This window comes from Cryobacterium tagatosivorans (assembly GCF_004402215.1).
In the GTDB taxonomy this organism is placed as follows: Bacteria; Actinomycetota; Actinomycetes; order Actinomycetales; family Microbacteriaceae; genus Cryobacterium; species Cryobacterium tagatosivorans.
Window position 1 is genome coordinate 27432 of the sequence record NZ_SOEZ01000039.1, and the last position, 13704, is coordinate 41135.

Here is a 13704-nt window from a genome sequence, read left to right on the forward strand (position 1 = left end):
GCGAATACCGAGGGGAGACAACGTGGAACCGATCGACTATCTGAGGACGGTGACCAGGCGGTGGCTGGTGATCCTGGTCCTCGGGGTTGTGGGGGTCGCCGCCGCGTGGGCGTATGCGGCCACCCTGCCCGTGATGTATCAATCGAGGAGCAGCGTCTTCGTCACCAGCCAGCGCGGCGAAACGACGAACGAGCTGGTGCAGGGCTCGACCTTCACCCAGAACCTCGTCGAATCGTATGCGCAGCTGGCGACGATGCCGGCCGTCCTGGACCCCGTCATCGAGGATCTCGGGCTCGACACCACGGCGAGGGCGCTCGCCTCGCGGGTGACCGCCGAGACGCCGCTCAACACCGTGATCATCGAGATCACCGTGGCCGACCGTTCGGCGACGGACGCCGCCGTGATCGCGGACGCCATCACCGACTCGCTGGCCACCACCGTGCAGAACCTCGCGCCGAAGGGCCCGAACGATGCGCCGTCGATCACCATGGAAACGGTCTCGACCGCGCAGGTGGCGAAGAACCCGTCGTCGCCCAACGTGCCGTTCATCCTGGTCACCGGCCTGCTCGCGGGCCTTGCCCTCGGCGTCGTGTACGCGCTCGGCCGCGAGTTGCTGGACACGCGCGTGCGGGAGGACAAGGACCTGGCGCGGGTGACCGACACTCCCCTGATCGGCAAGGTCGGCCTGAAGCGCCGCACCGACCCGGCCGGCCTGGTGATGCGGGCGATGCCCCGAAGTTCGCTCGCGGAGGATTACCGGCGGATCTGCGCCAACCTCGAGTTCATCGACGTGGACAATCGGCCGCGCATCGTCGTGGTCACCTCTCCCCTGCCGCAGGACGGCAAGTCGACCACGGCGGCCAACCTGGCCCTGGCGATGGCCGAGCGGTACCCGCGCGTGTTGCTCATCGACGCCGACCTCCGACGACCGAGCCTCGCGGACATGTGCGGGATCGAGGGCGAGCTCGGCCTCACCACGGTTCTCGTCGGAGCCTGCACCCGCTCGGAGGCGATCACCGTCTGGGCGAACGCGCTCCACGTGCTACCGGCCGGCGCGCTTCCCCCGAATCCCGGCCAGCTTCTCGGGTCGACGGCCATGCACGACCTGGTGAAGCAGCTGTCCGCCGAGTACGACTTCATCGTGATCGACTCTCCCCCACTGCTGCCGGCCAGTGACGCCCTCGGGCTTGCGCACGTGTCCGACGGCGCCATTGTCGTGGCCCGCTTCAACTCGACCCGCCGGCAGAAGCTCGCGAGCACCCTGGAGTCGCTGGAAGCGGTGAACGCGCGCGTGCTCGGGATCGTGCTCAACCAGGTGCGCGACCGCCGGTCCGAGGCGTACTACGGAGCCCAGTTGCCACCCGAGGAGGCGCCGGCCGAGCCGGCCGCCGCGACCCGCCGGAAGGCCCCGGCGGGGCGGTCCAGGGCGGAGTCGGCCCTCGTGCGCCTGCGCGACGGATTGCGAAGCCGGTCGACGTAGTGCGCATCCTCCAGTCCTACCCGGGCGGGCGGGCAACGACGAACCCGTACCTGACCCAGCTCGGGAACCGGCTGGGCGCACGCTCGGAGCTGCTCACCTTCACCTGGACGCGCGCGCTCACCGACCGCTACGACGTGCTGCACGTGCACTGGCCGGAGACCCTGCTGCGCGGCCGCACACCCCTGCGAGCCCTGGTGCGGCGGCTGTTGTTCCGAGCGCTCCTGGCTCGAGTGCGCCGCCGGCGCACCGCGGTCGTGCGCACCGTGCACAACGTGCGGAGCCACGAGGACACAACCCCGGCGGAACGGCGCCTGATCGAACGCCTGGACCGCCGGACCACCCTGTGGATCCGCCTCAACGAGGCGACACCGGTGCCGGGCGGCGCCCCGGTGCGCACGATCGAGCACGGCGACTACCGGGACTGGTTCGCCGGCCACGCACTCCCGGATACGCAGCCCGGCCGGATGCTGTACTTCGGGCTCATCCGTTCCTACAAGGGCCTGGACGCGTTGATCACCGCCTTCGCCGGGCTGCCGGCCGCCCCCGGCGCGGGGGCGGAGGCGCCGTCCCTGCAGATCGTCGGTCGGCCCCAGCCGCCCGGGCTCGGTGAGGCCGTCGTCCGCGCTGCCGCCGTCGACACCAGGATCGACGTCTGCCTGCGCTACGTGAGCGATGCCGAACTCGTCGACGCCGTCGGGCGGGCCGAGCTCGTCGTTCTTCCCTACCGGGAGATGCACAATTCCGGGGCCGCCCTCGTGGCACTCTCCCTGGGCCGGCCCATCCTGGTTCCCTCCAACGCCGTCACCGAGGCGCTCAGGACCGAGGTCGGGCAGGACTGGGTGATCACGTACTCCGGCGAGATCTCGGCGGCTGTCCTCGCGGAGGGGATGGCGCGTGCCCGCGCCCAGCGCGGCGAGACCGGGCCCGACCTCTCCCGGCGCCGCTGGGACGACGTCATAGACCGCCATTTCGAAGCCTACGAGTCGGCCGTGCTCGCGGCTCGCTCGCCACGACCAGCTCCCCGCGCGGTTCCGGCCGGGCTGTACTGAACAGCCAGGCATCGGCGGCCAGCCGGCCGTCGATGGCCGGCAGGTCGGCCGTCACCGCGGACGCGCTGCGTCCGGCCCGGAGCGCGGAGACGAGCGCATCGGCGAGTTCCGAGGGACCGGAGGCCGGTTCGAGAACACCGTGGCCGTGGTCGGCCAGCCAGCCGGCCAGGCCCGTTTCGGTCGTGGTCACGACCGTGCACCCGTGCGCGAGGCCTTCCACGATGGGCAGGCCGACCTGCTCCCGCCAGGTCGGCGTGGGCTGCGAGGGCAGCACGAGCACGCCGCTGCGACGGAGGTGCCGATGGATTTCGCTCCGGTCGGGGTCGATCATCAGCTCGATCGAATCGTCCCGGTCCGCGGCCGACCTGGCACGACCCTCGAGCACCCCCTTGCCGATGATGCAGAGCCGCGCTCCGGGCACCCGTTCCCGCACGGAGTCCCACGCTTCGAGAACGCGCAGGACCCCTTTGCGCTCGACCAGCGCCCCGACGAAGAGGACGCGGGGAAGATCCCGTACGGTGTCGTGCTCGCAGGAGCAGGGGGCCGGCAGGGCCGGTATGAGGGTCGTGAGGGTTCGATCGCGCGGTTCCGGCAGGGCGCTGCCGTAGGTGCCGCGTGCGGAGTCCGTCGCGAATGCGACCCGGTCGAGTTGCCCCCAGACGAAACGCGCCAGCGCGCCGTCGACCGTCCGCCTCAGCCGCTCTTTCGCCGAACCGGCGGGTGGGCGGCCGAATGGGTCGGCGTTCTCCATCGCGTAGCTCACGATCGTCGCGCGCGGGCCCCCGAGGAGTGAGCGCAGGCGCAGGGACGCGACCGCGAGAGCGCTCCCCGGCAGGCTGGAGAGCATGAGCGGCTCGTTGATTTCGAGTTCGGAGACGCGCGAGCGAGCCAGCAGCCAGGCCGCCCGGACGGGACCGGCCTGCACGACCTCGAGTCCGGCCAGCAGGGACTCCTGGAAATCGTACCGGCGGACGCGGTAGATGATCGTGGCCGGGGGGAGCCGGTGGGCGCGCTCGAGATACGCGCTTCGGAGCGTGCGCAGCAGTCGCGCCCGCTCCAGCCCGAGCGGAGCGTTCGGGTGGGCCGTGTGCGCCGCCGGCATCGCCTAGCTCCGCCGGTACTCGCTGTACACGGACCCGACGGACCCGGTGAGCATTCCCGCCCCCCTCGCCGCGGTACGCAGGCCCCGGGCGCGAGCCCCGAGCTGTCCGGTGAGGACGCCGGCGGCGTAGCGGGCGGTGCCCCCGAGCACGCGGGCGGATCCCCGGGTGAGCAGTGAGATCCGCACGAGCGCACGCCGGGCGCTCTCAGTGTCCTCCAGCGCAATCCGGCTCCAGGTGTTGCCCATCCGGAATGCGCGTCGCAGGACCCACTGCCGGGTGAGCCGCACGGCGGGAACGACGTCGATGACCACCGCCTCGTCGCACCAGATCATCTCGCCGCCGCGCGCGTGCAACTGCCGGGTGAACAGCGAGTCCGAGCCCCCGCTCAGCCCGAAGCGTTCGTCGAACGTGACGCCGAGCGCGCGAACCTGCTCGAGGTCGAGGAGCAGGTTGTTCGTCGCGGCGAGCGGGACGCGCGTCCCGGTGGTGTGCCGGCGGCGCTCGAAGAAGCGACCGGCGCGGATCCAGAGGTCGGGCTCGGTGTCGTAGCGTGAGAGCACGGGGCCGACCACCGCCGCGGGCCTGGAGGAGTCGTAGGTGGCCAGCAGTGCCGCCAGCCACGCGTCGGTGGGTCGCTCGTCATCGTCGATGAAGACGAGGAGGTCGTACGCGGAGGCCTCGGCGAGCGCCCGGTTCCTGGCCGCGGCGATCCCGGGCTCGGGTTCGTGCACGTAGGCGACCGGGTCGAACCGCCCGAGCTCCCTGACCAGGCCGCGGGCCCCGGCATCAGGATCGTTGTCGACGACAAGGATGTGCGCCTCCGGGCCGACGCCTGCGGCCTGGTCGACGAGCGCCGGAAGCAACTCCTCCAGGTCCAGGGGCCTGCGGAAGGTCAGGACCGCGATGAGGATGCGCGGCCGGGCATCGGGCATGAACATCTCCCTTCACGCTCCGCCGGTCAGCCGACGGGCCTGGCGACGAGGTCGTCGAAGGAGGCCGTCAGGGGGACGACGGTGGCGGTTCCACCGAGGTAGAGGGCGAAACCGATGTGCCCGGGGCCCTGCATCGTGTCCGTGGCGTCGGTGACGCTCACCTGCCACCCGGTCGGCTCGGCCGTGCCGAGCGGCCAGGCCTTCGCACGGACAGTCGTCGGCGAGGTTCCGAAGACCTGCGTCCTGACCTGAAGCCGGTCCCCGGTGGCGTAGGTGATTCCCGCGAGGGTCACGGTCTGCAGGTTCGTCGCCCCGTGCAGCAGTTGGAGCTGAACCACCCCGGTGGCGAGCACCTTCACCCGGGCCCGGTAGTCGTCCGATCCGATCCGCCGGCCGATGACCGAGACGTAGGCACCGGACCCGGTCACCTGGTCCTGCAGCGAGATGGTCGCGGTCACGTCCGCGTCCGATGACGACACGTTCGCGAGGTAGGCGTTCACCGTCGCCCCCGCCGTGGCCGCGCGGAGCCTGCCGACCCCGTCCCCGACGGAGTAGTTGGCGCTCGATCCGGTCACGGTCCACGGGCCGCCGGTGTCGGCGGTGCCGAGGCCACCCGTGGTGGTGCGCTCGAACGCGTCGGCGGCGAACGCAGCCCCGGCCGGCGGCGGGGCGGCCACCGTGACCTGGCGGGTAGCCACTCCGGTTGCCCCGGCGTTGTCCGTCACCGTCAGTGTCACCGTGTAGGTGCCTGCCGCGGCGTAGGCGTGGGTGTCCGTGGCTCCCGTCCCCGTTCCCCCGTCGCCGAACGCCCAGGCGTATCCGGCGATGGTGCCGTCGGCGTCGGTTGACCCAGACCCGTCGACGGCGACGGAGAGGCCCGTGGGGGTGAGCGTGAGGACGGCCGTCGGGGTCGCGTTGGCGGGGGCCTGGGCGACGGTCACCTGGTGCGTCACCGTGCCGGTCGAGCCGCCGTTGTCGGTGACGGTGAGGGACACCGTGTAGGTGCCGGCGGCGGCGTACGTGTGCGAGGCGGTTGGCCCGGCGGCGGTTGCTCCGTCGCCGAACGCCCAGGCGTAGCCGGTGATCGTGCCGTCCGGGTCGGACGAGGCCGATCCGTCCACGGCCACCGCGAGCTCGTTCGCCGCGCTGCTGAAGGCCGCGGTCGGGGCGAGGTTTCCGGGCGTGCCCGTGGTTGCCAGGGCATAGTGGTTGGCCACTGTCTCTGCGCTGATAGCCCTGGTGTACAGCGCTACCTCGTCGATGTCGGCCGCGATGTAGTCGCTGAGCGGGCGGCCGGTCCAGCCGTTGAGGTTGTCGCCGCCGATTCGCCAGTAGCCGCGATAGGACTGGGCCGTGGTCGTGTCGGTGCGTTGCGCGGATTGCTTCCCGTCGATGTAGAGCACCATGCCCTGGGCACCGAGGGTCGCGACGATCTGGTGCCACTTCCCGTCGTTGTAGCCGGCTGCAGAGTTCACCGTGCGCGTCCCGGCCGGCGGCCGCACCCCGAACCAGATCCGCCCGCTGGTGTCCATGTAGACGTGCCGGTCGTAGCTCGTCGACGCGCCGGTGGCACTGTTACCGAAACCGATGATCTTGCCGCCGCGCTTCGTCGTGGTCTTGACCCACGCCTCGACACTGAACGTGCTCGCGGGATTCTCAATCAATCGGGTGGACGCGAACCCGGCAGTCGTGCCGTCGAATCGCGACGCTGTCCCCGTCGTGCCGGTGATGGCGCCCGGCACATTCCCGGTCACGCCGGAGCCTGTGGTCGCATCGACGCCCGTCGCCCAGTCGTAGGCGGTTGTTCCGCCGGCCTCACCGAACGGCCAGTAGGAACGCGCGTCACCCTGGACGAGGGCCGAATAGGCGCTCGCGCTCCCGGACGCGCTGATCGTCACCGTTGCCGGGTCGCCGGTGCGGGCGTTGCCGAAGGGGTCGGTGACCCGGATGCGATAGGAGTAGGACTGGCCGGGGGTCAGGCCCGTGTCGGTCCAGCCGAGATTCAGGCGGTTCCAGTCGGACGAGGACGCCTGGAGCGTCTTGACCGACACCCCGTCGCGGAGGACCTCGTATTTCAGCTGTTCGTTGTCCCGGTCGTACGCCGACGACCAGGACACCCGCGCGCTCCCCGCGGCCAGCGAGACGACCGCGGGGACGAAGGCCGACGAGACGAAGGCGGTGTTCGTGACGCGCGGCCCCTCCTTGTTGGGAGCGATCGTGGACACGGCGAAGCGCGAGAGACCCTGCTGCCCCTTGTTGTTCACGATCGTGAACTCGCCGCCGTAGAGCACGTACTGGGAGTTGCCGGCGACGTTCCACGGCCCCTGGCCCTGCCCGGTGTAGGTGCCGGTGTTGATGTCGGGGTGCCAGTTGAGGAGGGAGGGCCGCGGGCTGCCGGCGAAGTTGTAGTAGCTGCCGGCGGCGTTGGCGGTGATCACACCGGTCGTCTTCATGGAGAAGGCGAGCGTGCGGTGGTAGGAGCGCGGCGTGGTCTCCGGGTAACCGTCGATGTTGCCGCAGTAGTGCACATGGCCGGTCGTGTAGACGACATCGTTGACGGGCGCCGCAGAGTAGGTGTCGCCGTGGCAGTCCTCGATCCAGATCAGCGTGCCGTCGGCCCAGGCGGCGCGGAAGGTGCCCTCGAACATCGCACCGGCGCCGAAGTCGTAGCCGGTGCCGAAGACCCCGTCGGCCGAGGAAGTCAGGCTGAGGATGGCGCCGTTCACCCCGCCGTTGCGGATCAAACCGTTGACCTTCCAGGGCAGCGGGGCCCCGGTGCTCGCGTTCGTGGCCGCCATGCCGTAGCCGGGGTCCGTCCCCCCGTTGTAAGAAGTGAAGCTGCCGCCGATGACCACCTTGGTGCCATCCGGCGAAACCGCCAGCGCGTAGACCCCGCCGCCGGCCGGCGTCCCCTGCCAGGGCAGCAGGGCGCCGTTCGTTGTGCTGAAGGAGGCGATCTGCGTGCGCGTGACCGCGTTGGCCGCGGTGAAGACGCCACCGGCGTAGACCGTGCTGCCCGAGATGCCGAGCGCCCTGACCGTCGAGTTGACGACGGGCGCCCAGGTGGTAACCAGCGCGCCGGTGGCGGCGGTGAAGGCGGCGAGCCGATAGCGGTTGACCCCGCCGACCGACGTGAAGCTCCCGCCTGCGTAGACGCGGGTGCCGTCCGGCGAGGCGACGAGCGCGCGAACCGCGCCGTTCACGTTGGGGTTGAACGAGGTCATCACGCCCGTGGTCAGGTTGTAGGCCATGAGGTTGGTGCGTGCGACCTCGTTGACCCCGGCCGCCGAGCCGGCCGGCCGCGCCCTGGTGAATTCCCCGCCGACGTAGACCGTGTTGCCGACGATGAGCTGGGTCCAGACGACCCCGTTGATCTGCGGCGTGGGCAGGGAGTCGGCCGCCACCGTCTTCGGCAGCGAGGCGTCGGGCGGCGCCGTGTCGGCGTGCGCCGCCGCGGTCCCCATCAGGACGCCCGCGGCGACGGCCGCGGCCGTGGCCAGAGCAAGGAATCGCAGACGGGACACGGATGGAACACCCATGGAAGACCTCTGTTCGGGTAAGCCGGCGGCCTTCGGGTGGCCGCCGTTTTCGTGAGTATAGTGACGATTGCTCAGCTATGGATGTCCCCCAACAGGGGGTCGAGGATCGGGGCCCGGCACGCGCCCGCAGACCGCGACGCGCGGCAGGCTAGCGCGGCGCTTGCCCCTCGAAGACGGCGATCGGAACCCCGGCCGTGTAGTCGGCCGTTATCCGGACCTGGTCCCGTGACTGCTCGGGGACGGCGAAGATGAAGACGCCTCGTGCGGTCCGCCCCGGCGCCAGGGTTGCGGGCAGTGGGATACTGCCGGGCTTCCGCAGCTCCGTGGCGGGCGCCTCATCCGGCCCGAAGTACACGTTCACGACCGTGGAGGTCAGCGACACAGCCGCCGCGGTGTCATTGCGGACGGTGAGCTCGAAGCGGAGAGAGGGGCCGCCGACCTCGCCGGGGCCCTGCGCGATGCCGTTGACGGCCTGGAGCTTGTCGATGCTGAAGACCACTCCGGCCACGGGCGCGGACGACTTCGTGAACGGAACCGCCGGCCTGGCCGCGGGCGGAGCAGGTTCCCCCGCGCGGGGGGCGCTGGGCGGGGCGGGCGTCGGGGTCGGCGCCGGTTCGGACTTCGGCGCGGGGACCGCCGTCGGCGTTGCGCCCGCCACGGCCCCGCTGGGCGCGGGGGCCGCGCCGGCCTGGTCACGGGATTCCGCCCCATCCAGGACGGCAACGGTGACGACGAGGACCAGGACGGCGACGCCCAGGATCCCCCACGCTCGCGCCTGGCGTCCACCGGCGTGCCCGGGCTGCTGTGCTGCCATGATCGAACTCCCCACGGTGAGGCCGGCTCGTGGTGGCGCGCCGGTCGGGTTACCTCGTGCAGCCATTCATACACGTGAGCCTGCCTCATGACTAGTGGCCAGGCCCAATCCCTCCTCCGCCCCGCCGCTGGCGGTACAGTTCTGAGCAAGCGCCATCCGTCGAGGGGTCGAGAATGAAGATTGCCGTTCTGCACGGCAGCAATGACAGCTACGGGGCGACGCGTGTGCTGATCCAGGAAGTGGAGTGCCTGGTCAGGCTCGGCCACGACGTGAGCGTGTTCGTGCCCCATGACGGCCCCCTGGCCGATTCGCTCGCGCACCTGGGGCACTGGGCCGTGGTCACCATCGACCCGGGGCTGGCGGTTCTCCGGCGAAGCCGCCTGGCCGATGCTCTCCGTCTTCCGTCGCTCCGCCCCGGAGTGGCCGACGCGGATTTCGTCATCGTGTGGACTCTCGCCCTGGCGGCCTACGTGCCGGCCCTGCGCCTCCGCAAGCTGCCTTTCTATGTCTCCGTCCATGAACTCCTGCCGGGCCCGGTCGGGGGCATCCTCGTGCGGGGACTCCTCGCCGGCGGTCGCTTCCCGGTGAGCGCCTGCAGCGAGGCAACCGCCGGGTGGCTGGCCGGCGCGGGAGTGGACCGTCGCCGGGTGACCGTGATGTCCCCCGTCTTCAGCCCGGTCGCCGAGCTGCCGGCGCACGAGCCGCACGAGCCCCTCGTGATCGGGGTCGTCGGCCGGGTCAACGGCCACAAAGGGCACCTGGAGGTGGCGCGGGCCTTTGCGTCTCCGGCCCTGCGCGACCGGGACTGGAAGTTGCTGCTCTACGGTGCGCCGTTCCCGGGGCAGGAAGACGCGCTCGACGCCGTGCGGGATGCGATCGCCCACGACGATCGGATCACCTACCTCGGGGAAGCCCCGTCGATGGCGGCGCTGGCCGGCACGATCGACGCCGTCGCCTGTTTTCCCTCCAAGCCGGAGCCCTTCGGCCTGGTTCCGGTCGAGGCCTGGCGGCTGGGGATCCGGTCGGCGGGGTACGCGGACGGCGGGGCGGCCGAGGTGCTCCCCCTGGTCGGCGGCATCGGGGTTCCCCGGACCATCGATCCCGTCGCCGACATCTCGGCGGCCCTCTGCGCCGTGGCGTCCGCGACCCGGGAGCGGGCCGCCCTGCCGGAGCCGGCGGCGGTCAATCCGGTTTTCGACCTCGATCGCCGCATGCGCATGGTCGCCGACGTGATCGCCCGGGCAAGCGACGCTAGGACACCGTCACGCTGACGGGGTTCCCGGTGCGCACGTTGCCGAACGGGTCGGTGACCTTGAGCCGGTAGGCGTAGGTCTTCCCGCGGGTGAGGCCGGTCTCGGTCCAGGTGATCGTCGGCCTCTTCCAGTCGACCGACAGCCCGGTGAGCGTCTTCACCGTGACGCCGTCGCGCTGCACCTGGTAGGTGAGCTGTTCGTTGTCCCGATCGTAGTTCGAGGTCCAGGACACCCTCACCGTCCCGGCGCTCGGCGACGAGAGCGTCGGGAGGAAGCTTGCCCCCTGGAGCCTGGGGCCCTCCTTGTCCGGGGCGATCGCCGACACGGCGAAGCGCACGAGGCCCTGCTGCCGCTTGTTGTTCACGTAGGTGAACTCACCCCCGTAGAGGACGTACTGCGAGTTCGCCGCGATGTTCCACGGGCCCTGTCCCTGCCCGGTGTAGGTGCCCGTGTTGATCTCGGGGTACCAGGCCAGCAGCGTCGGCCGGGGCTGCCCGGCGAAGTTGTAGTAGTTGCCCACGGCGTTCTTCGCCACCACCCCGGTGGCCGCCATCGTGAAGGTCAGGGTGCGGTGATAGGAGCGAGGGCTCGTCTCCCCGAACCCGCCGATGTTGCCGCAGTAATGCGCGTGCGCGGTCGTGTAGACGACGTCGTTGACGGGGACGGCGGAGTAGGTGTCGCCATGGCAGTCCTCGATCCAGACCAGGGTGCCGTCGGTCCAGCTGGCCCGGAACGTCCCCTCGAACATCGCCCCGGAGCCGAAGTCGTAGCCGGTGCCGAAGACTCCGCTGCTCGAGGATGTCAGGCTCAGGATGGCGCCGTTCGCCCCGGCGTTGCGGATCAACCCGTTGACCTTCCAGGCCAGGGATGCCCCGGTGCCGGCACTCGTGGCGGCCATGCCGTAGCCGGGGTTTGTGCCTCCGTTGTAGGAGGTGAAGCTTCCGCCGATGACGACCTTCGTCCCATCCGGGGACACGGTGAGGGCGTTCACCGACCCGCCGGACGGGTTGCCCTTCCAGCCCTGCACGGCCCCGTTCGACGTGGCGAAGGATGCGATCCGGGGACGCGACTGCCCGTTCGCCACGGTGAACGTGCCGCCCGCGAAGACCGTCCCGCCCGAGATGCCGACCGCCTTCACGGCCGCGTTGACCACGGGAGCCCAGGTGGAAACGAGCCCCCCGGTCGCCGTGCTGAAGGCCGCCAGCCGGTACCTGCTGACGCCTCCGACGCTGGTGAAGCTTCCGCCCGCGTACACCCGGGTGCCGTCGGCGGAGGCGACGAGGCCGCGCACGGCGGCGTTCATGTTCGGGTTGAAGGAGGTCATCGCTCCCGTTGTGAGGTTGTACGCGAGCATGTTGTTGCGGGTGACCTCGTTCGCGCCGGGCGCTGAGCCGGCCGGCCTCGCCTTCGTGAACTCCCCGCCCACGTACACGGTCGTGCCCACGATCAGCTGGGTCCAGACGACCCCGTTGATCTGCGGCGTGGGCAGGGCATCCGCGGCCACCGTCTTCGGCGTCGAGGAGCTGGGCGGGGCCGTGTCCGCGCCGGCCGGCGGGCCGATGAAAATGGCCGCGATGACCGCGGCCGCCACGGCGAAGGACAGGTGCGAGAGTCGCGGATGCATGGAGCCCTCGAATCATGTCAGGACAAGGGCCTTCGAGTGACCCCGGTGCTGCAGCGACAATAAAACGCTTCGCGCGGGGCCGCGACCCCCTGCGCAAAAAAAGAAGCAGAGCCCCCGCGTCTGGACGCGGGGGCTCTGCCGGGGTGACGCGGAGTGCTTAGGCGCCCTTGCGGACGGTCACGATGGTGCCGTCGGGGGTGTAGTAGTTGCCGGCGTTCTGCGTCGCCGTGGTCGTGGGCGCGATGATCGCGCAGTTGGCGAGCCGGGTGTTGCGGCCGAACTTGTTGTCCTGGATCTTCACGCCGGAGAGCGGACCGTAGGTCTTTTGCGCGATGTTGATCGTGCACTTGCCGCCGTCGGCCCGGTTGCCGGTGAAGGTGAAGTTCGAGACCTTTCCGCGGTCCTGGGTGATCTGCACACCGGCGCTGTACGAGCCGCTGATGGTGTTGCCGATGACCTTGATGTTGTCACCCTTCTGGATCTGGATCGAGTCGTCATGGCTCGGGGTTCCGCCCTGGACCGGGTCGCTGGTGTAGTGCGTGTTGTGGTGCAACCAGGAGTTCGTCACGGCGACGTTGCTGCCGGTGATGTGGACGCCGTCGATCACGCCGTGGATGTTCAGGCGCGTCGCGGAGAAGTTGTAGCCGTAGATCCCGTTCATGTACGGCGAGGCCTTGGACGGGAACAGCTCGGTGTCGATGATCTTCAGGCCGGAGTATCCGGACAGGTTGTTGATCAGCGCGGTCGGGGCAGTCACGGTGCGCCCGCGAATGATCGAGTTCTTGATCGTGACGTTGGCCGCGGCGATCTTGATCAGGCCGCGCACGTCGAGGCCGCTGACGACCTGTCCGGGCGTGGTGATCTTGAGGTCGCCGTAGTGGACCTTGAGCGCGGTGCCGACGGGCACGCCGGTGGTCGTGGATCCGGCGACTGCGGCCTGGGCCGGAGCGGCGGCGAAGCCGGTGATTCCGAGGGTCATGATCGCCGTGGCCGCGAAAACGGCGAGGGCGCCTTTCCTGGTCCTGCTGGAGCGTGAAGCCTGGGTGGTGTCGGTGGAAGCGGTGGTCTGTGAGCGGAGCTTAGAGAGGAGCATTTAAGTTTTCGTGTGTGTGCACACGTTCGGGATATGCGGGATTGAGCAACCGTAGGGGGCCACCGATCGTTAACAGAGTGTTGCTCACTATCTGTCCCCGCGTCAAACCGGCACATGAGATTCAAAGGTTCGTTCCGGGGGCAAATGCGGTTAGGCTGCCGTCGATGAACGCGCGCATCCTCGTCGTCTGCACAGCCAACGCGTGCCGGTCCCCCCTCGCCGAGCAGCTTCTGCGGGCGCGCCTTGGCGGTTGGCTGCCCAGCGAATTCTCAGTTTCCAGCGCCGGGACCCGGGTGGCCTACAACCACCCCGCCTGCCGCGAAGCCGGCCGGCTCCTCGAGCGCCTGGGGCTGGACCAGGCCGGCCACCAGCCACGCCAGCTGACGCGAGAGCTGATCGACGACGCCCAGCTCGTGCTGACGGCAGAGCGCGACCACCGGGCGGCCGTCGCCCGGCTCGCCCCGGAGGCGCGATGGCGAACCTTCACCCTGCGCGAGGCGGCCGCCCTCGCGGAAGCGGCCCGGGCGGCCGGCCCCCGGGGCGACCTCTACCGGGCCGCGTCGGCGCACGGGCCGGCGGAGCGGCTGGCTGACTTCGTCGATGACCTCAATCGCGCCAGGGGCCTCGTCGAGCCGACCTTCGACATCGCGGACGGGCACGGATCCAGCGCGCGCCGCCATCGCGCCGCGCTGCAGCTGGTCGACGAGGCGGTCGCCGGAATTGCGGCCGGACTGGCACTAGACCGAACGCTCCCACAAAACTAGGATTGCTCACCTACCTCTCTACCCGAACGCCGTTGCCACCCCCGGACGGCCTG

The 13704-nt window shown here is 70.4% G+C and carries 10 protein-coding genes; 4 read left to right on the forward strand and 6 right to left on the reverse strand.

Features of this window, described 5'->3' with window-relative positions; genetic code table 11:
- The first annotated feature begins 22 nt into the window (after positions 1-22).
- Both E3O23_RS07915 and E3O23_RS07920 read left to right on the forward strand, forming a co-directional pair.
- Positions 23-1480 (forward strand): tyrosine-protein kinase domain-containing protein, encoded by a 1458-nt coding sequence (locus E3O23_RS07915; RefSeq protein ID WP_134489840.1) that lies wholly within the window; start codon positions 23-25, stop codon positions 1478-1480.
- Positions 1480-2529, forward strand: a complete 1050-nt coding sequence (locus E3O23_RS07920; protein ID WP_134489842.1) for a glycosyltransferase family protein — start codon at positions 1480-1482, stop codon at positions 2527-2529. Before E3O23_RS07915 ends, E3O23_RS07920 begins: the two co-directional genes overlap by 1 nt.
- On the opposite strand, the gene E3O23_RS07925 is transcribed toward E3O23_RS07920, so the two are convergent.
- From E3O23_RS07925 to E3O23_RS07940, 4 genes are all read right to left on the reverse strand, one after another.
- Entirely contained in the window at positions 2435-3631 is a 1197-nt protein-coding gene (locus tag E3O23_RS07925) for a glycosyltransferase family 4 protein (RefSeq protein ID WP_134489844.1), read from the reverse strand. The genes E3O23_RS07920 and E3O23_RS07925 overlap by 95 nt on opposite strands.
- A gap of 3 nt (positions 3632-3634) precedes the next feature.
- Positions 3635-4564, reverse strand: coding sequence for a glycosyltransferase family 2 protein (locus E3O23_RS07930; RefSeq protein ID WP_241983383.1), 930 nt, complete (start codon positions 4562-4564; stop codon positions 3635-3637).
- 26 nt (positions 4565-4590) lie between these two features.
- The gene (locus E3O23_RS07935; RefSeq protein WP_134489848.1) at positions 4591-8103 is read right to left on the reverse strand and encodes a PKD domain-containing protein; all 3513 of its coding nucleotides are present in this window, start codon (positions 8101-8103) and stop codon (positions 4591-4593) included.
- 148 nt (positions 8104-8251) lie between these two features.
- Positions 8252-8917 carry a hypothetical protein gene (locus tag E3O23_RS07940; RefSeq protein WP_134489850.1) on the reverse strand — a complete coding sequence of 222 codons (666 nt, stop codon included), beginning with the start codon at positions 8915-8917 and terminating at the stop codon, positions 8252-8254.
- A 173-nt stretch (positions 8918-9090) separates the two neighbouring features.
- Here E3O23_RS07940 and E3O23_RS07945 point away from each other — a divergent pair, with 173 nt between their 5' ends.
- Positions 9091-10188: a glycosyltransferase family 4 protein gene (locus E3O23_RS07945; protein ID WP_134489852.1), complete on the forward strand. Its 1098-nt coding sequence runs from the start codon at positions 9091-9093 to the stop codon at positions 10186-10188.
- On the opposite strand, the gene E3O23_RS07950 is transcribed toward E3O23_RS07945, so the two are convergent.
- Together E3O23_RS07950 and E3O23_RS07955 are read right to left on the reverse strand one after the other, a co-directional pair.
- On the reverse strand, positions 10169-11794 hold the full coding sequence (locus E3O23_RS07950) for a hypothetical protein (RefSeq protein ID WP_134489854.1): 1626 nt from the start codon (positions 11792-11794) through the stop codon (positions 10169-10171). The two genes, E3O23_RS07945 and E3O23_RS07950, sit on opposite strands and share 20 nt — an antisense overlap.
- 157 nt (positions 11795-11951) lie before the next feature.
- Positions 11952-12887, reverse strand: a complete 936-nt coding sequence (locus E3O23_RS07955; RefSeq protein ID WP_134489856.1) for a right-handed parallel beta-helix repeat-containing protein — start codon at positions 12885-12887, stop codon at positions 11952-11954.
- A 164-nt stretch (positions 12888-13051) separates the two neighbouring features.
- Between E3O23_RS07955 and E3O23_RS07960 the strand changes: the two genes are divergently transcribed.
- Positions 13052-13651 (forward strand): arsenate reductase/protein-tyrosine-phosphatase family protein, encoded by a 600-nt coding sequence (locus E3O23_RS07960; protein ID WP_134489858.1) that lies wholly within the window; start codon positions 13052-13054, stop codon positions 13649-13651.
- The last annotated feature ends 53 nt before the right edge of the window (positions 13652-13704 follow it).